This is a genomic window from Pararhizobium antarcticum (assembly GCF_001885585.1).
GTDB lineage: Bacteria > Pseudomonadota > Alphaproteobacteria > Rhizobiales > Rhizobiaceae > Pararhizobium > Pararhizobium antarcticum.
In genome coordinates this window covers 82772-107991 of the sequence record NZ_LSRP01000001.1, presented here as the reverse complement: position 1 = coordinate 107991, position 25220 = coordinate 82772, and the positions used below count along the sequence as shown (strand labels likewise).

Below are 25220 nucleotides of genomic sequence, written 5' to 3'. Positions count from 1 at the left end.
CCGTCGATCATGCCGGCCGGCCGATCGTTTTGGCGATGAGAGCGAGCACGGCGTCGGCATCGACGGAGGTGCAGACGCTCTGGCTCGGCAGATCGTCCCAGGGGCTTGGCGGGAACGACCGGCTGTCGGGCTTCTGAATGGTCTGTCCATCGGCAATGCCGCCGCAGATAACCCGGATCGCACCGCTGCGTGTCTCGAACAGATGCGGCGCGACCACGTAGACGCAGGCGCAGCTGTCATGCACGACCATGCCGTCCTCGACATGCTGCTCGTAGAATTCGATGTAGAACTGCGAGATTTTCGCCAGAAGCGTGGCGCGCTCGCCGCCGGTCATGGCAATGTCGGCCATCAGTTTACGCGTCATGACGGTCTTCGTCGTGACGTCGAGACCGACCACCGTTACCGGCCAGGGGGCTGTCATGGTCACGTCGGCAGCGTCCGGGTCTCCATGGATGTTTGCTTCCGCAGCCGGCGTAATGTTGCCGGGTACGTCGAAGGCACCGCCCATGATCACCACGTCCTTGACCAGCACGGCAATATCAGGATCTTCCTTCAGCGCCAAAGCGAGGTTTGTCATGCGCCCGACGGCGACGATCGTTACCTCTCCGGGGTGGGCCCGCACAGTCTCGATGATGAAGCGGTGCGCCGGACGGGGATCGAGATCGACATCGACCTTGTCGGAAACGCCGATATTGCCCAGCCCGTCATCGCCATGGATGGCTGTTGGCCAATCGACATGCGGCCGTGACGGATCAAGGGTCTCGCCAAGACCTTTTGCGACCGGCGCAGCGATGTTCCATGTCTTCTTCAGGTAAAGCGCGTTGCGCGTCGTCGTCTCGATCGAGGCATTGCCGAAAACGGTCGTGATGCCGATCAGGTCGATATCGGGGTGCTGATGCAGGAAAAGCAGAGCCATCGCATCGTCAATGCCGGGATCCGTATCGAAAATTACCTTGTGCATCGTGTCTTCTTCTCGTTCTCTTGGCTGTCGTCAGGGTTGATGGTCTGTCTATGGAGGCAAGCCTGGGCTGAAAGTCAATCTTGCCCCGGCTTCGGTTGTTACTGGAAGCGCTTGATTGAGAAGGGCGCAAGGTCGACGGTTTGTTCGCCCGACATCAGCCGGGTCACGGCCCGCGCTGATGCGGCCGATAGGGTCAGGCCGAGATGCCCGTGACCGAAACACATGGCGATCCGCGGATCGTCCGGGCTGAGGCTGATCACCGGAACCGAATCGGGTGTCGATGGTCGCCGGCCCATCCATTCGACGCCACCGGTCTCGGGCAGCGACGGCACGTAGCGGCGCATCTTTTTGCGCATCGCGGCAGCCCGGGCGAAATTTGCCGGTGCCTCCGGACGCGCCAGTTCGACAGCACCACCGATCCGCAGCGCATTGCGCATCGGGGTTGCGACGAAGCCATGTTCGGCGAAGAAAACCGGCACTTCGAGCTTGACCTGCGGGTCGGTAAAAGTGGTGTTGTATCCGCGTTCGGTTTCCAGAAGAACCTTGAGGCCAAGCCCTCGCACCAGGTCGCGCGACCAGACGCCCGCGGCGATGACGACCTTGTCGAACATCTCGCGTTCTCCTGCCGCGGTGATCAGGCTGACGCCGTCACTCGCCGATTGCACGGCCTTGACGGTCGCGTCGACGAAGCGGCCACGTTGCCGAATATGGTTCTGCAGGTGGCGCAGCAAGGCCAGAGGGTCGGCAAAGGTCTGGTAGCCATGCGAAAACACGCCGCCTGCAAATGCGCCTTCCAGGGCGGGGACACGGGCGCGTGCCTGTATCGTATCGAGTTTTTCTACGGCATAGCCCAGAAGCTCGGCCGTGCGCTGTTCATGCTGAAAGGCTGCTTCCACAGCGCCGGGACTGTCGAAAACGGTCAATGCTCCGGTTTTTGCCATGTGGCCGGACAGATCGACCATGGAGGCGAGTGCCAGATGTTCGCATGGTGCTGACCGCATCAGTCCGAGCAGGGCAAGGCGCGATGCCGCAACCCTGGCAGGGGCCGCGGCCCTCAGAAACGCGGTCATCCAGGGCATCAGCGCCACGAGATCCTGCCAGCGCAGTGTCAGCGGTCCGAGCGGATCCATCAGCCATTTCGGAGCGGCGAGAATCATGTCGGGGCGGGCAAGGGGATCGATCTCCGGAACGGCGAGAATGCCTGCATTGCCAACGGAAGCGGGTAATCCCTGCGCGTCCTTCTCAAAAACAGTGACGTCGTGCCCCTGCTCGAGCAAGTAGACGGCTGTCGCGCATCCAATGATGCCCGCGCCTGCAATGCCAATACGCGCCATGATGCGGTGAATGTCCTTTGGGAAATAAGATGGTCGTTGTCACGGTTTTAGCAATGTGGCTGCAGCGATCAACCGAATTCGCCGTGAATGTGGTGCTTGTCTGTTTTAGGCTTGCTTCAAGTGTGCGCGGCCAAAACGCAACCGCAACCACCTTCCTGCAAGCCATCGCAAACCGGGATGCGTCAGGACGAACCACATTTTGCCGGCAGATGGCCGCCGGATGCGATCGCGCTTAAACTTTCCGAAACGTCGAACCCGTATCTTTGCCGCTTATCGTGTGTGTTTGGAGTAGAAGCGATGGCGGAGCAATGGGCGTGAAGGCGAAGATCCTCAAGATGCGCTTTCCGAAGAAAGTCATGCTCATCCTGTCCGGTGTGCTTCTGCTCGGCGGCGCGTCCGGTGCATTTGCACTCTACGCAGCCAAGAGTACGAGCCATGCGGAAACAGCCAACGCTGTCTCGCTTTCGGGCCAGGCATGCACCACGATCCAGACCCTGAAACTGCGACGCAACGGCCAGCGCTGGATCCGCAAATATGTGAATACCGACAGCATCGGCGGGATCGATCGCGTCCGCACGGCGTTGCGGGTCACCGGCGTTCTCGCAAAACAGGAAAAAGCGGACTTCTATCAGGTCATCATTCTCGATCATGCCGGTCCAACGGAGCGCGCTCATATGCGCGGTGCGGCAATCGGCGCCGAAGTTCTGTTCGCACCGCAGCCGGACCAGATCCCCGGCATGACGGCCCCCTTCGTTGCCAAGTACAACGATGCGGAGGCCAATATGGTCGGGCTGTTCCACGGCAAGGAAGTCGTGGTGCCGCTTGACGAGATCAAGGCGACGCTGACGGCGATGGACGACAAGTCCGATTGCATCGATACCACAGTGGAGATTGGCGAGCCGGGATCGGAAGTCGCGCACAAAAGCATGCCCGGTGACGAAGAGGTTGTGGCTGGTCATGAGCCTGCCGGCGAACATGGCGAAGCTGCGGAAGCCGGCCATGGTGAGGCAGCGGCCGATGGAGCCCATGCCGAACCTGCCGCAGAAGCCGAAACGGGTGGCGGCATGTTCGCGTCAATCAAGGCCATGATTTTCGGCGGAGAAGAGAACGCACAGTCACCGACGCCGGAGCATGAGGCCGCCCTGCCGGCGGAAGCAGGCGAGCACGCAACGACGGAAGGTCAAGAAGACCCTGCCGCCGCCCATGATGCGCCAGCACCTGCCGAGGCTGAAGAACATGCGGCGGCGCAAGAATCCGTCGCGCATTGACGTTCTCCCGGTTTTTACGGCCGGGAGACGAAACAGTTTCGATCAGTCGTTTCGGTTGCGCCGTGCCGGGAACAGGATGATGTCGCGGATCGACGGTGCGTTGGTCAGCAGCATGATCAGGCGATCAACGCCGATGCCGAGGCCGCCGGCCGGGGGCATGCCCTGGTCGATCGCGTCCAGGAATTCGTCATCAAGCTGCTTGGCCTTCTCGCCGCGGGCATGCGCCTGCTCCAACTGCTCGACCATGCGCTTGCGCTGTTCTTCCGGATCGTTCAGTTCCGAGAAAGCGTTGCCGATCTCCCAGGCGTTGCAATAGGTCTCGAACCGCTCGACCAAGCGCGGCTCGCCCGGCACTTCCTTGGCGAAGGGCGAGATATCCTTCGGGAAATGGGTGACGTGGCTCGGCTGGATCAGCGTGCCCTCGACCTTTTCCTCGAAGATGAAGGCGAGGCATTCGCCCCAGGTCGCATCCTTCTCGACTTCGAAGCCGGCAGCCTTGGCAGCGGTGCGGGCTTCCTCGTCTGTCTTCATGGCCAGAAAATCGATGCCGGTCGCTTCCTTGACGGCGTCCGGCATGGGCACGCGCTTGAACGGCCCCTTGAATGAGATTTCCTTGTCACCGAAGGCAAATTCGGTGCTGCCGTGAATGCTCATTGCCAGCTTGGCGAACAAGCGCTCGACGAGGTCCATGATGTCCTCGTAGTCGGCATAGGCCCAGTAACATTCCATCATGGTGAATTCCGGATTGTGCCGGGTGGAGACGCCTTCGTTGCGGAAGTTGCGGTTGATCTCGAAGACCTTGTCGGTAAGGCCGGAAACCAGCGTGCGCTTCAGGAAGAGTTCCGGCGCGATGCGCAGGAACATGTCGAGCTTCAGCGTGTTGTGATGCGTCTTGAAGGGCTCGGCGGTGGCGCCGCCATAGACCGAATGCAGCATCGGCGTCTCGACTTCCATGAAGCCGTCTTCCTCCATGAAATGCCGGATGCCGGAGACGATCTTCGAGCGCTGCTGGAAGCGGAGCTTCGAATCCTCGTTGGTCATGATGTCGAGGTGGCGCTTGCGATAACGCTGCTCGACATCCGACAGGCCATGCCACTTTTCCGGCATCGGCAGCAGCGCCTTGGTCAGCATGGTGATCTCATGCGCATTGATCGACAGTTCGCCGCGCTTGGTGCGCCGCACGATGCCGGTGACGCCGATAATGTCGCCAATGTCGATCAGCGGCAGAAGCGCCCGGGCGTCCTCGGGCGTCGTGTCCTTGTGGGAGAAGATCTGGATCTTAGCCCCGGCGTCATGGATGTCCATGAACATGCCGGAATTGCGCGCGGAATAGACGCGGCCGGCAACCGTGACCGTATCCTCCGTCACGACGTCGGCTTCAAGCGTCTCGTATTTTGCAGCCAGGTCCGCATTGGTGATGGTGCGGTGGAAATGCGCGGGATAGACGTCGCCGATCTTTTCGCGCAGCATTTTCAGCTTCTGGGCGCGCACTTCCGTGACGTCGGAGGAGAGGGTGATTTCTGGTGTCTTGTCGGTCATGGGGTTCGCCTTGGATAGGGCCTGTGTTCTTATAAGGTGTGTGCTCGAGCGCCTCTTCCTCTTCTCCCCAGCGGGGAGAAGGTGGCCCGCAGGGCCGGATGAGGGGGAGCCGCTTGCACCGAAGTCTGCCGTGCGCCCCCTCATCGCCTCGCATTCGCTCGGCACTTCTCCCCGATGGGGAGAAGAGGGAGTTTGCCGTTATTTCCCGCTGCCAGCCATGCTGGCGGCAACCTGCGCTGCCAATTTCAACCGCTGGCGCACGACCGAGCGGCCGAGGATGGCCATTGAATCGAAAAGCGGAAGCGAGCGCGAGGAGCCGGACATGGCGACGAACAGCGGAGCGACGACAACCTTGAGCTTCTTGCCCATGCGGTCGGCAATGGCGCGCAGTTCGGCCTCGATCGTCTCGACATTCCATTCGAGGATCTTTTCGAGGTCGGGCTGGACGGTGTTGAAAATCTCGACCAGTTCCTCCGGTGTCGATTTCACCTTGGCAAAGGCGGATGCGTCGAGCCCGAGATCGGACTTCAGCAGGAAGCCTGCGAGATCCGGCAATTCGCCAAGCTTGGTGATGCGCGACTGCGACAGCTTCAAGCCTTCCTTCAGCCGGTCGTTTTCCATCGCCCAGGCAAGCACACGGCCTGCAAATTCGTCTTCCGACAGTTTCTCCCGGATCCAGCGGCCGTTCAGCCAGTCGAGTTTCTGGATGTCGAAAATGGCGCCGGCCTTGGAGAGGTTTTCCGGGTCGAACTTTGCAGCCAGTTCTTCCATGCTCAAAAGCTCTTCGCCTTCGGAGATCTGGATGAAGAACAGGCCAAGGAAGTTCATCAGCGCTTCGGGCAGGTAGCCGAGCGCCGTGTAATAGGAGATCGAAGTCGGGTTCTTGCGCTTCGACAGTTTTGACTTGTCGTGGTTGCGCATCAGCGACAGGTGCATGAACACCGGCGGCTCAAGACCGAGATACTGGTATATCAGAATATGCTTCGGCACCGAGGAGAGCCATTCCTCGCCGCGCGCCACATGGGTGATCTTCATCATGTGGTCATCGACGACATTGGCCATGTGATAGGTCGGCATGCCGTCCGCCTTCAGCAGAACCTGCATGTCGACGGCATCCCATGGAATATCGACGTCGCCATAGACGCCGTCGGTGAACTTGCACGAGCCTTCGGTCGGGATCTTCATGCGCACGACGGTCGGTTCGCCGGCGGCCATGCGGGTGGTCACTTCTTCGGCGCTGAGGGTGAGGCAGCGACCATCATATTTCGGCGGCTTGCCAGCGGCACGCTGGGCATCCCGCATTTCGGCCAGCCGTTCGGGCGTGCAGAAACAGCGAAAGCCGTGGCCGTTGGAAACGATCTGCTCGACAAAGGGAAGATAGGTGTCCTTGCGGTCGCTCTGGCGATAGGGGCCATAGGGGCCGCCGATATCCGGGCCTTCCGACCAGGTAAGGCCGCACCATTTCAGCGCGTCGAGGACCTTCTGTTCGAATTCGGGGGTCGAGCGCGTTGCGTCCGTATCCTCGATGCGCAGGATGAATTCGCCGCCGTTTTTCTTGGCGAAGAGATAGTTGAACAGAGCGATATAGGCGGTGCCGACATGCGGCTCGCCTGTGGGGGAGGGGGCAATGCGTACCCGGACTGGTCTGTCTGTCATGATCGTGGCCCGTTTTGACTGCTCTGAACCGTCCCGTCGTAAGGTTTCCCCGAGGATGAAGGTTCATGCTTTGAAGGGAAGGAAAAGCCCTGGAGGACGCTCAAACGAGCCGAATTTCAGGATTTTCCATTTGGCTCGCGTGAGACCATATTCAAAAGGACGCGTCAAGGAAAACTGCGGTCGTTGGGCGGCCGGGTCTTTTCTTGATGCACAGCAAATGGCCCGGGATCTTTCAATCCCAGGCCATGTCATTGATGCGGTGGACCGCACTGTTAGTGTGTGGCGGCCTTGTCGCGCTTGCGCTTGCGGCGCGTCAGCATGTTCAGAACCTCGACCAGCGCCGAGAAGGCCATGGCGGCATAGACGTAGCCCTTGGGAACATGGAAGCCCATGCCTTCGGCAATCAGCGTCGTGCCGATCATCAAAAGGAAGCCGAGCGCGAGCATGACGATGGTCGGGTTCTTCTCGATGAAGCGGGCCAGCGGCCCGGCGGCGACCAGCATCACGGTGACGGCAACGACAACGGCAACAACCATGATCGGCAGATGCGGCGTCATGCCAACGGCGGTGATGATGCTGTCGACAGAGAAGACGAGATCGAGCAGCAGGATCTGGCCGATGGCGGCGGCAAACGTCGTGTTCACGGTTGAAGACTTGGCAATGAAGTCTTCTTCATGATCTTCCGGATCGACGCTGTGATGGATTTCCTTCGTGGCCTTCCAGACAAGGAACAGGCCGCCGGCAATCAGGATCATGTCCTTCCACGAGAACTCGTTGCCGAGCACGGTGAAGACCGGTGCGGTCAACTGGACGATCCAGGCGACGGTGCCGAGAAGCGCAAGACGCATCACCAGCGCCAGCCCGATGCCGATGCGCCGAGCGCGTTCGCGGCTTTCAGGCGGCAACTTGTTGGTCAAGATGGAGATGAAGATCAGGTTGTCGATGCCGAGCACCACTTCCATGATGATCAGGGTGACGAGCGCGATCCAGGCGGCGGGATCTTGCATGAGAAGCAGAATGTCCTGCATCGCGGTTGGGTCCTTCTTCGATTCAAGCTGCAGATGGCGCGGACCCGCGACGCCGGACAGGCCCGCGGGTCAATGAAGTTTCTCTATGTATGGAGAAACAGCGTCAAGGCAAGCGCTGAAACAGCGCCGATCGCTGCGATTTAACGTTAAATGTGGTCGGTGCAGAGGGTATTGATGCGTTGCAAGGGCCCGTTGCCGCTAAATGCTCATCGCCGCAGGCTCCCCGCCATAGGCCAGGAGGAAGATCTTGACGCCTGAGGCGACTGCCTTTTCGATGTAGGCCAACGCTGGCGGGGCCTCCATTTCGCCGAAAAGCCGCCGTTTCAGCATGCCGGCCATACAGATTTCGATGAACTGGCGCGTGGCAAGATCGGTATCCTCGATTTCAATCCGTGCCTGCTGCACCTGCCGTTCGAGATAGGCTTTCAGAACCGTATAACCATTTTCCGGCGCGGCGGCGAAAAAGCGCTTCGCCAGTGTCGGCATGCGGTCGCTGACGCCCAGAACCATACGCATGGCGCGGATCGTGTCGTCGGAGGTGATGTGGCTGGTCAGTGTCCGGCCGAATTCAAACAGCGCCTCATCAATCGGCTCATGATCGTCAAGTGCGTGCTTGATGCTGCGCACGACGCGGTTTCGCTCCTGCTCGATCAGCGCGACAAAGAGATCTTCCTTGTTCTGGAAGTAGACGTAGATGGTGCCCTTGGAGACGCCGGCCTCGCGGGTGATGTCGTTCATGCTGGCAGCGTCGAAACCGACGCTCATGAAGACACGTTTCGCCCCATCGATGATCTGCTCGCGTTTGGCAGGGTCCTCGCCAGCTGCTTTGCGGCCCACGGCAGAGCGATCATCAGGACGGTCGTCCTGCGTCAGGTGTTCGTGTGCATCGTTTTCTGCGGCCGACATCGTCTTGTCTCGTTGTTAACTTTTCGAACCGATTGGTTCGATTCCTCTTGATATGTGTATTGTTTCGCCCTAAGTCAATCGAACTGAACGGTTCGGTTCGAACTTCTCATATAAGGGCTGGTAGCGCAACATGTCCGTTTCCAACAATTCCAAAGCCATCCATGTTCGCCCCGTCGGCGACGATGGTTCGCGAGATCATCGCACTGAAACAGAAGCGAGGGCGGTTGACGAGCCCGTTGCAGACCTGCAGGCGACCCCGTCAGCGCCGGACGCTCCAGCGCAGACGCCTGTACCCAAACGCCGCAACAAGATCCTGCCGGTGATCGCCCTGGCCGTCCTGGCCGCGGGCGGCTGGTACGGTTATGAATGGTGGACGAACGGCCGTTTCATGATTTCGACCGATGACGCCTATATTGAGGGTGACATCGCTTTGATCTCGCCGAAGGTGTCCGGCTATATCGAGACTGTCAACGTTGTCGCCAACCAGCACGTCAAGGCCGGCGCCCCGCTCATCACGCTCGACCGCGAAGACTACCGCATCGCTGCCGATCAGGCGCAGGCGCAGATCGATACGGAAAAACTCTCGCTGCAGCGTTTCGACGCCCAGATTGCCGGCGCAAAGGCGAGCCTCCAGCAGGCGCAGGCGCAGAAGTCAGCCCTCGCGGCGACGGTGCGCGGCGCTGAAACAACGCAGAAGCGTGCCAGCAATCTCGAATCGAAGGCCGTCGGCACGGTCGCTTCCCTTGACAACGCCCAGGTGGCGCTTGACCAGGCCAAGGCGAACCTGATCGGCGGCGATGCCAATATCGCCGTTGCCAGCGCCAATATCGCCGTTCTCCAGGCACAGCGGGCAGAAGCCGAAAGTACGATCCGCTCCCTGGAACTGGCCCGTGACAAGGCCAATCGCGATCTCGCCTTCACCGTGCTGAAGGCCCCCTATGACGGGATTGTTGGTAATCTTGCCGTACAGGACGGCGACCTTGTCTCCGCCGGCCAGCGTCTGGCAGCCCTTGTTCCGGTCGATCAGCTCTATATCGATGCCAATTTCAAGGAAACCCAGATTGCTGGCCTGATCCCCGGTTCGAAGGTCAAGATACACGTCGATGCCTTCGAAGACGAAACAATCGAGGGGACCGTTGCGTCGATCGCGCCGGCATCCGGCTCGGTCTTCTCCCTGCTGCCGGCTGAGAATGCCACCGGCAACTTCACCAAGGTGATCCAGCGCATCCCGGTTCGCATCGCCTTGCCCAAAGACGTTCTGGACAGCGGTCGCCTGCGGGCCGGCCTCAGCGTCGTCGTCGATGTCGATACCCGCACATCGCCGTCGAGCGACGGGACTGCCAAAGGCCAGTAACGGCAAACCGGCGCTGCCGGTTGAACGGAGTGTGTGTTCATGTCTGCCACCACGACAGCCGGAGCGGTATCGCGCCCGGCGACGGCTGCGCCTGCCGCCGAGAAGGCCTCTGAAAAGATGGACAGAAGACGGCTGATCGCCTTCTTTGCGATGGTGTTCGGCATGTTCATGTCGATCCTCGACATCCAGATCGTCTCTGCATCGCTCGCCGAAATCCAGGCCGGCTTGAGCGCCGGCTCCGATGAAATCGGCTGGGTGCAGACATCCTATCTGATTGCCGAAGTGATCATGATCCCGCTGTCCGGCACGCTGGCGCGCATCGTCTCGACTCGCGTGCTTTTCTCCGTGTCGGCGGCAGGCTTCACCCTGGCCAGCGCGCTTGCGGCCACGGCCACCAATATCGACCAGATGATCGTCTACCGGGCCATTCAGGGCTTCATCGGCGGCGGTATGATCCCATCGGTCTTCGCTGCCGCCTTCACGATTTTCCCGCCCTCCAAGCGTGCCATCGTCTCGCCGATTATCGGCCTTGTTGCAACGCTTGCACCAACGATCGGCCCGACCGTCGGTGGGTATCTCAGCCACGCCTTTTCCTGGCACTGGCTGTTCCTCGTCAACATCATTCCGGGCATTCTGGTGACGATCATCACCTGGAACTTCATCGATTTCGACAAGCCTGAACTAAGCCTCTTCAAGAAATTCGACTGGACCGGACTGGCCTCCATGGCGGTCTTTCTCGGCGGGCTGGAATATGTGCTCGAGGAAGGCAACGCCAATGACTGGTTCAACGACAGCCATATCGTTTTGGGTGCCGTCGCATCAACAGTCGGCGCGTTCATCTTTTTCTACCGGGTGTTCACGGTGAGTTTCCCGGTCGTGGACCTGCGCGCCTTTGGCAATCGAAACTTTGCGTTCGGCTCCCTGTTTTCCTTCGTCATGGGCATCGGGCTCTACGGATTGACCTATCTCTACCCGCTCTATCTAGGGCGTATCCGCGGCTATGACTCGCTGATGATCGGCGAGACGATGTTCGTCTCGGGCCTGGCCATGTTCCTCACCGCGCCGATCGCCGGCATCCTGTCGAACAAGATGGATCCGCGGGTGATGATGATGATCGGCTTCGGAAGTTTCGCGTCCGGCACCTGGCTGATGAGTTCGCTGACCGCCGACTGGGATTTCTACGAATTGCTGATCCCGCAGATCCTGCGCGGGTTTGGCCTGATGCTGTGCATGGTGCCGATCAACAACGTCGCGCTGGGCACGCTTTCGCCCGATCGTGTGCGCGCCGCCTCCGGCGTGTTCAACCTGACACGCAATCTCGGCGGTGCCGTCGGCCTGGCGACCATCAACACCATTCTGACCCAGCGCCAGCAGGAACACTATGCCCGTCTGTCAGAGCATGTGCAGTGGGGCAATCCGCAGGCCGTCGACCAGTTGCGCGATATGGCGTCGAACTACAACGCCCATGGGCTGGATGGCGCAACCATCGCCCTCCAGAAGATGTCGGAGCTTGTGCAGCGGCAGGCCAGCATCCTGTCCTTCGCCGATATCTTCGTCATTCTCACCGTGCTGTTCGGCTCCCTCGTCGTTCTGGCTTTCCTCATCAAAAAACCGCAGGCAGTGGCTGCTGACGCAGGCGGCGGCCACTGATCCGGAGCAAGGCAGACCCTGCTGGTTCGCTGCTAAAATTTTTTGATTTACGTACATCAAAAACTCCTCTAAGGATTTTTCCCGGAGGAAACATGCGTCCTACAGTTCATGACATTGCGGCCAGTGCCGGGGTCAGCCTTGCCACCGTCGATCGGGTTTTGAACCATCGGCCGGGTGTGCGCGGCGTGACCCGTGCGAAAGTCGAGGCGGCGATCGAGACGCTCGGCTATGTCCGCGACGTGGCGGCTGCCAATCTGGCGAAGGGGCGCGTCTATCCACTCGTGTTCATTGTTCCGGCCGGCGACAATCCCTTCATGCGCGGCCTGGAAGCCGAGATTTTGGTCGCCGGTCGGCGCTCGCCAGCCGATCGGGCGCAGATTTCCATCCTGACAGTCCCCGCGTTTGATCCGCTGGCGCTTGTGGAAGCCATCGACACGGCTGCGGCCGACCAACCCGCAGGCATTGCCGTTGTTGCCGTCGATGCGCCGGAGGTTGCTGCGGCGATCGACCGTGCCCGCACGACCGGCGTGCCCGTCGTGACGCTGGTGTCGGATCTTGCTGCGTCCGGACGGGATCATTTTGTCGGCATCGACAATGTTGCCGCGGGTCGAACGGCCGGAAGCCTGATGGGGCGTTTCCTCGGCAGTCGGCCCGGGCCGGTGGCGGTGCTGGCCGGTTCGATGCTGGTTCGCGATCACCGCGAGCGCCTGGAGGGGTTTACAGCAGCCATGGCAGAGCATTCCGAGGTGCGGGTGATCCTCGACGTGCTCGAGGGGCAGGACGATCCGATGCTGGCCGAGGAACTGGTGGCCATGTGTTTCAATGCGCATCCGGACCTTGCCGGAATCTACAGCCTTGGTGCCGGCAACCGGGGCCTCGTCACTGCAATTTCGGCCAGGGCTCCCAAGGGTCTGCGCGTCATCGCCCACGACCTCACGTCCCATACACGCTCGGCGCTCAAGGCTGGACTGATCGACGCCGTGCTGCATCAGGATGCCGGCCATGAAGTCCGCAGCGCGATCCGCGTCCTGAAGGCCAAGGCCGATGGTGTTGCGGTGATCGAGGCGCAGGAGCGCATCCGCATCGATATATTCCTGAAAGACAACCTGCCGCCTGAACAGCGAGGCGACCTGCGCGACCAGGTCGAGCAGGACGACTGAAACCCTATGGAGGAGAACACAATGTATCTCGGTCTCGATCTCGGAACATCGGGCGTCAAGGCGCTTTTGATCGACGGTAATCAGACGATCGTCGGCTCGGGCACAGGATCGCTTGACGTCTCCCGGCCGCATCCGGGCTGGTCGGAACAGGACCCGGCACACTGGATCCGGGCGACGGAAGAAGCGATCGCGGCCCTGAAAGCCACTCATCCGGCCGAACTTGCCGCTGTGCGCGGCATCGGCCTCTCCGGTCACATGCATGGCGCGACGCTGATCGATGCGGCGAACCAGGTTTTGCGGCCTTGCATTCTCTGGAACGACACCCGCAGCCATGCGGAAGCAGCCCTGCTCGATGCCGACCCACAGTTTCGCGCGATTACCGGCAATATCGTCTTTCCGGGTTTCACCGCACCGAAACTGGCGTGGGTGAAGAACAACGAGCCGGACATTTTCGCCAAGGTCGACTGCGTCTTGTTGCCGAAGGACTACCTGCGGCTCTGGCTGACCGGCGAGCGGATTTCGGAAATGTCGGATTCGGCGGGTACCTCCTGGCTCGATACGGGCAAGCGCGCCTGGTCGGAGAGCCTGCTCGCAGCCACGGGGCTGACCGAAAGGCAGATGCCGTCGCTTGTCGAGGGCACGGATGTCGGCGGCATGCTGAAAGCCGATCTGGCCGCGAAATGGGGCATGGGGTCCGGTGTCGTCATTGCTGGTGGCGCCGGCGACAATGCGGCCTCGGCCTGCGGCATGGGCACGGTCGGCGAGGGGCATGCCTTCGTCTCGCTCGGCACGTCCGGCGTGCTGTTTGCAGCCAATGCGTCCTATCTGCCCAATCCGGAAAGCGCCGTGCATGCCTTCTGCCACGCGCTGCCCAACACCTGGCACCAGATGGGCGTCATCCTGTCGGCGACCGATGCGCTGAACTGGCATGCGGGCATCACCGGCAAGAGCGCAGCCGAGCTCACGCAGGAACTTGGTGACAGTTTGAAGGCACCGTCCGGCGTGACGTTCCTGCCCTATCTCTCGGGCGAGCGGACACCGCACAATGATGCCGCGATCCGTGGCGCCTTTATCGGTCTTGGCCACGAAAGCAGCCGGGTGGTGCTGACGCAGGCGGTGCTGGAAGGCGTATCCTTTGCACTGCGCGACAGTCTGGAAGCACTCAAGGCGGCCGGCACCAACCTGTCGCGCGTTACCGCCATCGGTGGCGGTTCGCGCTCGCGCTACTGGTTGAAATCGATTGCGACGGCGCTCGACCTGCCGGTCGACCTGCCGGCGGATGGCGATTTCGGTGCGGCCTTCGGGGCAGCCCGGCTTGGCCTGATCGCCGCAACTGGTGCCGATCCCGTCGCGACCTGCACCGCCCCGAAAACCGACGAGACGATTGCCCCGGATGCCGCCCTCAAGGGCGCCTATGAGGAGGCCTACCAGCGCTACCGCAGGCTTTACCCGGCGCTGAAGGCGATGGCTGCAAGCTGAGGCTCCAGCAGACTGAGCATTTTCAATCGAACCACCCCATAAAATACCCAGTAAAACACCCAAGGAGAACACAAAATGAGCACCGGTTTTTTTGGTGATATCGGCACGATCCAATATGAAGGCCCTGACAGCACAAACCCGCTGGCCTTCCGCCACTACAATCCTGACGAGATCGTCATGGGCAAGCGCATGGAAGACCAGTTGCGCTTCGCCGTCGCCTATTGGCACACCTTCACCTGGCCGGGCGGCGATCCTTTCGGCGGCCAGACCTTTTTGCGCCCCTGGTTCGAAGACACGATGGCGGCTGCAAAGCTGAAGGCCGACGTAGCGTTCGAGCTGTTCACCAAGCTCGGTGTGCCGTTCTACTGCTTCCATGATGCCGACGTGCGCCCTGAAGGCAAGAATTTCGCCGAGAACACCAAAAACCTCAACGAGATCGTCGACTACTTCGCCAAGAAGCAGCAGGAGACCGGCGTGCGCCTGCTCTGGGGTACGGCGAACCTGTTCTCCAACCGCCGCTTCATGTCGGGTGCTGCCACCAATCCGGATCCTGATGTCTTCGCCTTTGCAGCGGCGACCGTGAAGACCTGCATGGATGCGACGCTGAAACTCGGCGGCGAAAACTATGTTCTCTGGGGCGGCCGCGAAGGCTACGAGACGCTGCTCAACACCGACCTGAAGAAGGAACTCGATCAGCTCGGCCGTTTCGTCAACATGGTCGTCGAGTACAAGCACAAGATCGGTTTCAAGGGCGCCATCCTGATCGAGCCGAAACCGCAGGAACCGACGAAGCACCAGTACGACTACGATGTCGCCACCGTCTACGGCTTCCTCAAGACCTACGGCCTGGAAAACGAGGTCAAGGTCAATATCGAGCAGGGCCATGCGATCCTTGCAGGCCACTCCTTCGAGCATGAACTGGCGCTGGCCAATGCCTATGGCATTTTCGGCTCCATCGACATGAACCGCAACGATTACCAGTCCGGCTGGGATACCGACCAGTTCCCGAACAATGTTCCGGAAATGGCCCTTGCCTATTACCAGGTCCTTGCGGGCGGCGGCTTCAAGACCGGTGGCACCAATTTCGATTCGAAGTTGCGCCGTCAGTCGCTCGATGCCGAAGACCTGCTGATTGGCCACATTGGCGGCATGGATTGCTGCGCCCGTGGCCTGCGCGCGGCAGCGGCGATGATCGAGGACAAGGCGCTGTCGGGCCCGCTCGATGCCCGTTATGCCGGCTGGAATTCGGCCGAGGCACAGAAGATGCTGAAGGGCGAATATACGCTCGAGGACATCGCCGCGCAGGTCGAAAAGACCGATCTCAACCCGCAGCCACGTTCCGGAAAGCAGGAACTGCTCGAGAACGTTGTCAACCGCTACGTCTGATCCTTTTTTCTACCGTTCCGGAAGTGTCAAAGGGGTGGATTGGGTCCACCCCTTTGAGTTTTGAAAATGTACGTGCAAAAATACTCTTATGCCGGGCAATTATGAAATTCTGCATCCGGAAGTTTTGTTAGCGAATAAACATGAAATCCTTGATCTGGATCAATGCGGACGGGGGATTTTTATGCATTCTCCAAGCTATTGATATATTTCACATAAACAATGTCTTATCAGTCCGTTAAGCATTTCTGCTTAATCTGACCTATACGCGTTTATCACTGCCGGCATGAAGCCGATCCAGCAGTTCGCATGTCCTTGGCCCCTCAGTACAGGACGGATGACATGACGGGAATGGATTCCACGACGAAATTGCTCAATGAGCGGCTCGATTTTGTCGGCATCGGAGCGGCAGAACGACAGGCGCTGGCGCAGGCCAAGCCCGTCATTTCCGCATCGCTCGATGTCGCGCTCGACAAATTTTATGCCAAGGCGCGGAGCGCGCCGGAAACGGCCAAGTTCTTCAACAGCGAAGATCATATCAAAAGCGCAAAGGCCCGCCAGGCAAGGCACTGGGACTTGATCGCATCCGGAAATTTCGATGCCGCCTATGTCAAGGCGGTCACGACGATCGGCAACACCCATGCCCGTCTCGGGCTGGAGCCGCGCTGGTATATCGGCGGCTATGCGCTCATCCTCGAATCGATCATTGGAGCGGTTGTCGATTCGCATCTGAAAGGCATGCTCTACAAGAGCAAAGCTCCGCAGATCACGCGGGACATCTCGGCTGTGGTCAAGGCGGCTCTGATCGACATGGACTATGCCATCACCGTCTATCTCGATGCGCTGCAGATCGAACGCGAAAAGGCAGAAGCCGCGCGTCGTGAACAGGGTGCGCAGCAGGAGCAGGCGCTGACCGCTCTGGAGACTTCGCTGCAGAAGCTTGCCGACGGCGACTTGACGGCGGTGATTGCCCAGAGCCTGGCGCCCCAGTTCGACGGGTTGAAATCCAATTTCAACAGCGCGATCGAGAAACTGGACGAGGCCTTCGGCTCGATCATCAACGCCGCCGACGAGACGACGTCGAATTCGGGCGAACTGGTGAGCGCCACCGACGACATGGCGCGCCGCACCGAACAGCAGGCGGCTTCGCTCGAGGAAACCTCCGCGGCCCTTGAGGAAATCACCACGATTTCGAAGGAATCGGCCAGTCGCGCCCAGGAGGCAATGCGTGTCGTCTCGGTCGCGACGGGAGAGGCAAAAAAATCCGGCGAGATCGTCGAGCAGGCCGTTGCGGCGATGACGGCGATCGAGGATTCCTCCCGCAAGATCACCCAGATCATCAGCGTCATCGACCAGATCTCTTTCCAGACCAATCTTCTTGCGCTCAACGCCGGTGTCGAAGCGGCTCGGGCTGGGGATGCCGGAAAGGGATTTGCCGTGGTGGCGCAGGAGGTTCGTGAACTGGCGCAGAAATCGGCTGCTGCAGCCAAGGAGATCAAGGAACTGATCGACAGGTCCTTCCAGGACGTGCTTCTGGGCGTCTCCCTCGTCAACAGAACCGGCGATACGCTGCGCACGATCGGCGAACAGGTGGTCGATATCAACGGCCATATCGATGCCATTGCGGGGTCTGCCCGGGAGCAATCGATCGGCATCGTCGAAATCAACACGGCTGTCAGCAGCATGGATCAGATGACCCAGCAGAATGCCGCCATGGTCGAGCAGACCAATGCGGCAACGCACAGCCTGATGCGCACCAGCACATCGCTGAAAGAGCTGGTCGACCAGTTCAAGGTATCGGCGGGCCGTTCGACCGGCAATCACGCGCCGGTTCGTAGTCAGCGGTACGGTTGACGACAAACATGGGACGGCGCCGCTAAAGCGGCGCAGGGCGAGACGTGCATATGAAGCGCTGGTGGTGCAGAACCGTCAGCGTTTCGCCCATTGCCGGGAGGGAGCGGATACCGAGTTCCGCACGATCAGGTCCGGCCGCAGCAGGATCTCGGTCTCGGCCGGTTGACCGTTCGAAAGCAGCTCCAGCAGGAGCGCCATTGCATGCTTGCCGATCAATGTGCGCGGCTGGCGTATCGTCGTCAGGGGCGGTGACATGAAGACGGCCTGCGGCACATCGTCGAAGCCGGTGACCGAAAAATCCTCGGGTATCTTGTAGCCGCGCGCCGTCAGCCCGATCATCACGCCTATGGCGGTCTGGTCGTTGACGCACATGAATGCCGTTGGCAGCGTGTCGCGCATGAACAGTTGCTCGATCGCCAGCCGTCCGCTCTCGATCGTGCCGTCGCCTTCGAGCACTATGCGCAGATCCTGCGGTACGCCGGCGGCATCCAGTCCGGCGTCGTAGCCGGCGCGCCGGCGGCTGTAGGCAAGCCGTGTGCGGCTATCGCCGATAAAGGCAATCTTGCGGTGACCCTCGGCCAGAAGCAGGTCGATCGCCTTGCGCGCGCCTTCGATATCATCGACCCCGACATAGGGAATACCGCCATTGAAGACGGGTTCGAAGACGCCGACGCTCGGCGGCAGCCGCGCGGTCATCGTCTGATGCCCGAAGGGCAGGATGCCGGTGAATAGGATCAGGCCCGCTGCCTGGTTTGAATTGAGGAACTTCAGGTATTCCAGCCCGCGCTGGGCATCGTTCTGGGTATGGCCGATCAGGATGCCGTAGCCATGGGCGCGGGCCTCGTTTTCCAGACCAACCAGAATGTTGGAGAAATTCGGGTCGCCAATATCCGGTGCCACCACAAGAATCATGTTCGAGCGGCCGAGCCGCAGGCTGCGCGCCATGGCGTTGGTCGTATAACCGGTGATCGCAATCGCCTGGTTGACCTTGAGCCGCGTCGAATTCGCGACTTTTTCCGGCATGTGAATGGCGCGCGACACGGTCGCGATCGAAACTTCGGCGATCCTCGCGACGTCTTCTATGGTTGCCGGCGTGGAATTCGACACTGCGCTCTGCCTTGGGTTCGGTCTCGGCGGGACACTACACAGAGTTCCACCGAGGTCAAACCGTGCGTCGCGGAATTCACTGATAAGTCCCGATGTAAACCTTTACATGATGTATGTAAAGGTTTACATAGCTCTCCACGCGGATGGGAGCCGCTGGGAGGAAGCCATGGATTCGAAGACCGTCGACGCTGGCGCCGTTGTGCTGTGCGCAAAACGCATCAGCAAGTCGTTCAGCGGTGTGCAGGTCCTGTTCAGCGTCAATTTCGAACTGCGGGCGGGAGAGATCCATGCGCTGATGGGCGAAAACGGCGCTGGAAAGTCGACGCTGGTCAAGGTTCTCTCCGGTTTCGAACAGCCGACGTCTGGGGAAATCCTGCTCGACGGGAAGCCCGTGACGCTGCCGCCGAATGGCGCCGCCGAGGCGCTCGGCATCGTCATCATCCACCAGGAATTTAATCTTGCAGACCATCTGACGGTCACCGAAAGCCTGTTTCTCGGTCGCGAGGTAACGCGCTTCGGCATGCTTGATCGCCGGCATATGCGGTCCGAGACGCGTCGCGTGCTCGACCAGCTCGGCTCGCATGTGGACGAGAACGCCATGATCAGTTCGCTGTCGATCGCAGACAAGCAGATGGTCGAAATCGCCAAAGCCATCAGTCGCGATGCCCGGGTCGTATTCATGGACGAGCCGACTGCGGTCCTGTCGCGCGAGGAAACCAATTTCCTGTTCCGGCAGGTGCGCAAGCTGCGCGACAAGGGCACAAGCTTCGTCTTCGTGTCGCACAAGCTGGACGAGGTCATGGAGCTGACGGACCGCGTCACGGTTTTGCGCGACGGCCAGTGGATCAAGACATCGCCGACATCGATTCTTGACGGAGAATCGATTGCCCAGCTCATGGTCGGGCGTGAGCTTTCCAGTCTCTACCCGGCCAAGAACGAGCCTGATGTCGACGAGCAGGTCATGCTCGATGTGCGGTCGCTTTCGACATCCTATGTGCAGGATGCGAGTTTCGAGGTGCGCAAGGGCGAGATACTCGGGTTTTCCGGCCTGATCGGCTCTGGTCGCACGGAATTGATGGAAGCGGTCGCCGGTCTGCGGTCCCGCCACGCCGGCGAGGTGGTCATCAAGGGGGAGACGGTGCTGTCTGGTGACGTCCATGCGACGAACCGCTGCGGCCTTGCCTATATGACGAAGGATCGCAAATCCAAGGGTCTGCTGCTGAACTCCGGCATGACTGCCAATCTGACGCTGCAATCGCTCGATCGGCACGGCAAGCTCGGTTATCTCAACCCGTCCAGCGAGGCAGCAGCTTTGGTCCGCGCCCGGCGGCGCTTCGATATCCGTGTCCGCGACGGCAGCATCGTTGCGCGCCGGATGTCCGGCGGCAACCAGCAGAAGCTGCTTCTCGCCAAGGTCATGGAGACCGAGCCTGATATCATCATCATCGACGAGCCGACGCGCGGCATCGATGTCGGCACCAAGCAGCAGATCTATCATTTTATTTCGGCGCTGGCCCGGGACGGCAAGTCGATCATCGTCGTGTCGTCGGAAATGCCTGAGATTATCGGCCTTTGCACGCGGGTCGCCGTGATGCGGGAGGGACGGATCGTCGGCGTGCTCGAGGGCGATGAGATCTCCGAGCAGGAGATCATGCGCTATGCGGCCGGGTTGAAGAAGAAGCAGGCGGCCTGAACGCGGCGCTTTCAGCTTTGAAATCAGGTCAAAAACAAAGCGCCCGGGGATAATGGGCCACAAAAATACTGCGGGAGGCAGGTCTAAAATATGAGCGTCAATGAGGAAACCAGGGACATTCGTCGTCGCAGCTGGCGGGATATCGATCTTCGGGCTGTCGCACCGTTTGCAGCGCTGGCTCTGCTCCTGGTCGTGGGCGCGCTGGTCAACCCGAATTTCATCGGCGTGACGAACCTTGCCAATGTCGCGACACGCAGCGCCTTCATCGCCATCATCGCCGTCGGTGCAACCTTTGTGATTTCGTCTGGTGATCTCGATCTGTCCGTCGGCTCGATGGTCGCCTTCGTTGCCAGCGTGATGATCCTTTTCATGAATTCCGGGGTGATTGCCGACCCGGCGCTGATGCTGACGGCGGCCGTGGTCTTTGCCGTCTTCGTCGGCGGTGCCTGCGGTCTTGCAAACGGCCTGATCACCACGGTCGGTCGGATCGAGCCTTTCATTGCAACGCTGGGCACCATGGGCATCTATCGCGGCCTGACAACCTGGCTGTCGCAGGGCGGCGCAATCACGTTGCGCGAACCGGAACTGCAGGCGCTGTATCGCCCCGTCTATTTCGGTTCGATCCTCGGCATTCCGGTGCCGATTGCGGTGATTTTTCTCGTCACAGGGATCGCGGCGTTCATTCTCTACCGCACCCGCTATGGCCGGCATGTCGTGGCCGTCGGTTCCAACAGCGATGTCGCCCGTTACTCCGGCATCGCGGTCAATCGTGTGCGCACTATTGCCTTTGTCATCCAGGGGCTCTGCGTTGCCATTGCGGTGCTGCTTTACGTTCCGCGGCTCGGCTCCACCTCGGCAACAACCGGCATTCTCTGGGAGTTGCAGGCGATCACGGCCGTCGTCGTTGGCGGCACGGCGCTCAAGGGCGGTGCCGGACGGGTCTGGGGCACGATCTGCGGTGCCTTCATCCTCGAACTGGTCGGCAACATCATGCTGCTGTCCAATTTCATCAGCGAATACCTGATCGGCGCCATCCAGGGCTCGATCATCATCATTGCGATGCTCGTCCAGCGCTCGCTGGTACGGAAATCGTGAGGCCAGGCAAGTCCAGCAAGAGTGCGCGCGGTTTGCGCCTGGAACTGCAAGGAAACAGCCGGGTCAACAGGTCGCCCGGCCCGAAAACCAGACCTGAATTATGGGAGGACTATCATGCGTAAGACAATGTTGAGCCTGACCGTTGCGGCAGTGGCGCTTGCCTTTGCCAGCACAGTGCAGGCCCAGGAGACAAAGACGATCGGCGTTTCGATCCCGGCCGCCGACCATGGCTGGACGGCAGGCGTCGTGTTTCATGCCGAGCGTGTCGCCAAGCTTCTGATGGCCGAACATCCCGGCCTGAACGTCATCGTCAAGACGTCGCCCGATCCGGCGACGCAGGCCAATGCGGTGCAGGACCTTGCGGTGCAGGGCATCGATGCCCTCGTCATCCTGCCGTCCGATCCGGATCCGCTGGTCAACGCCATCAAGGAAGTCAAGGATGCCGGCAAGTTCGTGACGATCGTCGACCGCGCGCCGAGCGTCAATGACAGCACTGTGCGTGACCTCTATGTCGCGGGTAACAACCCGGCACTGGGCGAAGTCGCCGGCAAATACATCGCCGAAACCACGCCGGATGCCGAAGTCGTCGTCATTCGCGGCCTGCCGATCCCGATCGACCAGCAGCGCCAGGACGGTTTCGACAAGGGTATTGCCGGCTCCAACGTCAAGGTTCTCGATCGCCAGTTCGGCAACTGGAACCGCGACGATGCCTTCAAGGTGATGCAGGACTATCTGACCAAGTATCAGAAGATCGATGTCGTATGGTGCCAGGATGACGATATGGCCGTCGGCGTACTCGAGGCCATCGCTCAGTCGAAGCGCACGGACATCAAGTATGTCGTCGGCGGTGCCGGTTCCAAGGACATGATCAAGAAGGTCATGGACGGCGACACGATGATCCCGGTCGACGTTCTCTATCCGCCGGCAATGGTTGGTACCGCCATGGAAATGACGGCGGCTGCGCTTTACAGCCAGGTTCCCGTCAGCGGCACCTACACGATCGACGCAACCCTGATCACCAAGGATAATGCTGCCAACTACTACTTCCCGGACTCGCCTTTCTAATCAGGACCTGACGCGTGGGCCGCCCGTAGCAGGATGCTGCGGGCGGCTTTTCAGCGGCGGAAAATTCCGAAAATCGACATTGTTCCGGTTGCCGGTCGGCGAAGTTATGATAGCTTTCCCCGAAACCTGCAACGTTTCAGGTGACGCTGTTTTGCTCGATCGAGCCAGTCAGCCGAACGCAGATCAAAAACAGATCGATCTGGCCGGGATGAGCGGCCATCTTTCGACGGAGGAGACGACAGATGAAGACCATCAAGGGCCCCGCGCTCTTTCTCGGACAATTTGCAGGCGATGCCGCGCCCTTCAATTCATGGGATGCGATCACGAAATGGGCGGCCGATTGCGGCTATGTCGGCGTGCAGGTTCCGACCTGGGCGAGCCAGTTGATCGACCTGAAGAAGGCCGCGACGTCCAAGGATTATTGCGACGAATTCGCCGGCAAGGCGCGCGAGAACGGCATCGAGGTGACCGAGCTTTCGACCCATCTCCAGGGCCAGCTGGTCGCGGTCAATCCTGTCTATGACGAGGCATTCGACGGTTTTGCAGCACCGGAAGTGCGCGGAAATCCGAAGGCGCGCCAGGAGTGGGCGGTCGAGCAGGTCAAGATGGCGCTGACAGCATCCAAACATCTCGGCATCAAGGCGCATGCGACCTTCTCGGGCGCACTGGCCTGGCCCTTCATGTATCCCTGGCCGCAGCGCCCGGCCGGTCTGGTTGAGACCGCTTTTGACGAGCTGGCCCGCCGCTGGACGCCGATCCTCGACCATGCGGAAGAGTGCGGCGTTGACGTCGCCTATGAGATCCACCCCGGTGAAGACCTGCATGACGGCGTCACCTTCGAGATGTTCCTCGAGCGCGTCGGCAACCATCCGCGCGCAAACATGCTCTACGACCCCTCGCATTACATCCTGCAATGCCTGGATTATCTCGACAACATCGACATCTATCACGAGCGCATCAAGATGTTCCACGTCAAGGATGCCGAGTTCAATCCGACCGGGCGCCAGGGCGTCTATGGCGGTTACCAGGGCTGGGTCAATCGCGCCGGGCGCTTCCGCTCGCCGGGCGACGGCCAGGTCGATTTCGGCGCGGTGTTCTCCAAGCTGACGGCCCATGATTTTGACGGCTGGGCCGTGGTCGAATGGGAATGCGCGCTGAAGCATCCCGAAGACGGAGCCCGCGAAGGCGCCGAGTTCGTGAGGCACCACATCATCCGCGTCACCGAAAAAGCCTTCGACGACTTCGCCGACACAGGCACGGACGACGCGGCCAACCGGCGCATGCTGGGGCTTTAGCTACTTTTTCTCCCCGGCGGGGAGAAGGTCGCCCGAAGGGCCGGATGAGGGAGCAGCGCCTGTCAGAAACTGCCGGTAGCCCCTTCATCGCCTCGCATTCGCTCGGCACTTCTCCCCGTTGGGGAGAAGAGGGGCCGAAACCCTCTACGAACACAATGGATATTCAGGAGACACTCTTATGGCAATCGAAGGAAGCTCTTCGGAAACACGCGAGAAGCGCATTCGCCTTGGCATGGTCGGCGGCGGCTCCGGTGCGTTCATCGGCGCGGTCCACCGCATGGCCGCACGGCTTGACGATCATTTCGAACTGGTGGCCGGCGCCCTCTCGTCAACGCCGGAAAAGGCCAAGGCCTCCGGTGCGGAACTCGGTCTTGATCCGGCGCGCAGCTATTCGGATTTCAAGGAAATGGCGATCCGCGAAGCCAAGCTGAAGAACGGCATCGAAGCGGTTGCGATCGTCACGCCGAACCATGTGCATTACGAGGCCGCGAGGGAGTTTCTCAAGCGCGGCATTCACGTCATCTGCGATAAACCGTTGACCTCGACGCTTTCCGATGCGCGCAAGCTGAAGAAACTCGCCGACGAAAGCGATGCGCTGTTTGTTCTGACCCACAACTACACCGGTTATCCAATGGTGCGCCAGGCCCGCGAGATGATTGCCAATGGCGATATCGGAGCGGTCCGTCTGGTGCAGATGGAATATCCGCAGGACTGGCTGACCGAGAATATTGAGCAATCCGGCCAGAAGCAGGCGGCATGGCGGACCGATCCGTCAAAATCAGGCGCCGGCGGTTCCACCGGTGATATCGGCACTCACGCCTATAATCTCGGTGCCTTTGTGTCCGGCCTCGACCTGGAAGAGCTTGCCGCCGATCTCGACAGTTTTGTCGAGGGCCGGGCGCTCGACGACAATGCCCATGTGATGATGCGCTTCAAGGCGAAGGACGGCCAGCGGGCCAAGGGCATGTTGTGGTGCAGCCAGGTTGCTCCCGGCCACGAGAACGGCCTTATGGTCCGCGTCTACGGCACCCAGGGCGGGCTCGAATGGACCCAGAAGGACCCGAACTACCTCTGGTACACGCCGTTCGGCGAACCGAAGCGGCTGATTACCCGCGGCGGGGCGGGTTCGGGACCTGCCAGCGCCCGCGTCAGCCGCATTCCGTCGGGCCATCCGGAAGGTTACCTCGAGGGCTTCGCCACCATCTACACCGAAGCCGCCCGCGCCATTTATGCCCGGCGCAAGGGTGTGGCGGTTGATCCGGCGGTCATCTACCCGACCATCGACGACGGCATGAAGGGCATGGTCTTCGTCGATGCCTGCGTGCAGTCCTCGAAGCGCAACGGAGCCTGGGTGAAGGTCTGATTGCGTGTGATCTTCCCGAGGCATCTGCCT

19 protein-coding genes are annotated in these 25220 nt (G+C 60.6%); 12 read left to right on the top strand and 7 right to left on the bottom strand.

The window, feature by feature from the left end; all coding sequences use genetic code 11:
* Positions 1-7: 7 nt before the first annotated feature.
* Positions 8-961, bottom strand: coding sequence for a nucleoside hydrolase (locus AX760_RS00450; protein WP_071830860.1), 954 nt, complete (start codon positions 959-961; stop codon positions 8-10).
* 98 nt (positions 962-1059) lie between these two features.
* On the bottom strand, positions 1060-2295 hold the full coding sequence (locus AX760_RS00445) for an NAD(P)/FAD-dependent oxidoreductase (protein ID WP_071830859.1): 1236 nt from the start codon (positions 2293-2295) through the stop codon (positions 1060-1062).
* 314 nt (positions 2296-2609) lie between these two features.
* On the opposite strand from AX760_RS00445, the gene AX760_RS27540 reads away from it, so the two are divergent.
* Complete coding sequence (locus AX760_RS27540) at positions 2610-3563, top strand: hypothetical protein (RefSeq protein WP_245294899.1); 954 nt, start codon at positions 2610-2612, stop codon at positions 3561-3563.
* Positions 3564-3605: 42 nt separating this feature from the next.
* Here AX760_RS27540 and lysS read toward each other — a convergent pair whose 3' ends face one another.
* From lysS to AX760_RS00420, 4 genes are all read right to left on the bottom strand, one after another.
* Positions 3606-5102: a lysine--tRNA ligase gene (gene lysS, locus AX760_RS00435; protein WP_071830857.1), complete on the bottom strand. Its 1497-nt coding sequence runs from the start codon at positions 5100-5102 to the stop codon at positions 3606-3608.
* Positions 5103-5300: 198 nt separating this feature from the next.
* Positions 5301-6758: a glutamate--tRNA ligase gene (gene gltX / locus AX760_RS00430; protein ID WP_071830856.1), complete on the bottom strand. Its 1458-nt coding sequence runs from the start codon at positions 6756-6758 to the stop codon at positions 5301-5303.
* A 272-nt stretch (positions 6759-7030) separates the two neighbouring features.
* Complete coding sequence (locus AX760_RS00425) at positions 7031-7786, bottom strand: TerC family protein (protein ID WP_071830855.1); 756 nt, start codon at positions 7784-7786, stop codon at positions 7031-7033.
* Positions 7787-7984: 198 nt separating this feature from the next.
* On the bottom strand, positions 7985-8692 hold the full coding sequence (locus AX760_RS00420; RefSeq protein WP_071830854.1) for a TetR/AcrR family transcriptional regulator: 708 nt from the start codon (positions 8690-8692) through the stop codon (positions 7985-7987).
* 130 nt (positions 8693-8822) lie between these two features.
* Here AX760_RS00420 and AX760_RS00415 point away from each other — a divergent pair, with 130 nt between their 5' ends.
* The 6 genes from AX760_RS00415 (at position 8823) to AX760_RS00390 (ending at position 17572) form a co-directional block, all read left to right on the top strand.
* Complete coding sequence (locus AX760_RS00415; protein ID WP_071830853.1) at positions 8823-10046, top strand: HlyD family secretion protein; 1224 nt, start codon at positions 8823-8825, stop codon at positions 10044-10046.
* A 39-nt stretch (positions 10047-10085) separates the two neighbouring features.
* Positions 10086-11696, top strand: coding sequence for a DHA2 family efflux MFS transporter permease subunit (locus tag AX760_RS00410; protein ID WP_071830852.1), 1611 nt, complete (start codon positions 10086-10088; stop codon positions 11694-11696).
* Positions 11697-11788: 92 nt separating this feature from the next.
* Positions 11789-12856, top strand: a complete 1068-nt coding sequence (locus AX760_RS00405; protein ID WP_071830851.1) for a LacI family DNA-binding transcriptional regulator — start codon at positions 11789-11791, stop codon at positions 12854-12856.
* Between the two features lie 21 nt (positions 12857-12877).
* The gene (xylB, locus tag AX760_RS00400; protein WP_071830850.1) at positions 12878-14335 is read left to right on the top strand and encodes a xylulokinase; all 1458 of its coding nucleotides are present in this window, start codon (positions 12878-12880) and stop codon (positions 14333-14335) included.
* 75 nt (positions 14336-14410) lie between these two features.
* Positions 14411-15721, top strand: coding sequence for a xylose isomerase (gene xylA / locus AX760_RS00395; protein ID WP_071830849.1), 1311 nt, complete (start codon positions 14411-14413; stop codon positions 15719-15721).
* A gap of 339 nt (positions 15722-16060) precedes the next feature.
* On the top strand, positions 16061-17572 hold the full coding sequence (locus AX760_RS00390; RefSeq protein ID WP_071830848.1) for a globin-coupled sensor protein: 1512 nt from the start codon (positions 16061-16063) through the stop codon (positions 17570-17572).
* 75 nt (positions 17573-17647) lie between these two features.
* Here AX760_RS00390 and AX760_RS00385 read toward each other — a convergent pair whose 3' ends face one another.
* The gene (locus AX760_RS00385; protein WP_071830847.1) at positions 17648-18679 is read right to left on the bottom strand and encodes a LacI family DNA-binding transcriptional regulator; all 1032 of its coding nucleotides are present in this window, start codon (positions 18677-18679) and stop codon (positions 17648-17650) included.
* Between the two features lie 166 nt (positions 18680-18845).
* Between AX760_RS00385 and AX760_RS00380 the strand changes: the two genes are divergently transcribed.
* The 5 genes from AX760_RS00380 to AX760_RS00360 all read left to right on the top strand — a co-directional run bounded on the left by AX760_RS00380 (position 18846) and on the right by AX760_RS00360 (position 25190).
* Positions 18846-20372 (top strand): sugar ABC transporter ATP-binding protein, encoded by a 1527-nt coding sequence (locus AX760_RS00380; protein ID WP_071830846.1) that lies wholly within the window; start codon positions 18846-18848, stop codon positions 20370-20372.
* A gap of 90 nt (positions 20373-20462) precedes the next feature.
* Positions 20463-21467 carry an ABC transporter permease gene (locus tag AX760_RS00375; protein WP_071830845.1) on the top strand — a complete coding sequence of 335 codons (1005 nt, stop codon included), beginning with the start codon at positions 20463-20465 and terminating at the stop codon, positions 21465-21467.
* A gap of 114 nt (positions 21468-21581) precedes the next feature.
* Positions 21582-22532 carry a substrate-binding domain-containing protein gene (locus AX760_RS00370; RefSeq protein WP_071830844.1) on the top strand — a complete coding sequence of 317 codons (951 nt, stop codon included), beginning with the start codon at positions 21582-21584 and terminating at the stop codon, positions 22530-22532.
* Positions 22533-22774: 242 nt separating this feature from the next.
* Positions 22775-23827 carry a sugar phosphate isomerase/epimerase family protein gene (locus AX760_RS00365; RefSeq protein WP_071830843.1) on the top strand — a complete coding sequence of 351 codons (1053 nt, stop codon included), beginning with the start codon at positions 22775-22777 and terminating at the stop codon, positions 23825-23827.
* A gap of 178 nt (positions 23828-24005) precedes the next feature.
* Positions 24006-25190, top strand: a complete 1185-nt coding sequence (locus tag AX760_RS00360) for a Gfo/Idh/MocA family protein (protein ID WP_071830842.1) — start codon at positions 24006-24008, stop codon at positions 25188-25190.
* Positions 25191-25220: the final 30 nt, after the last annotated feature.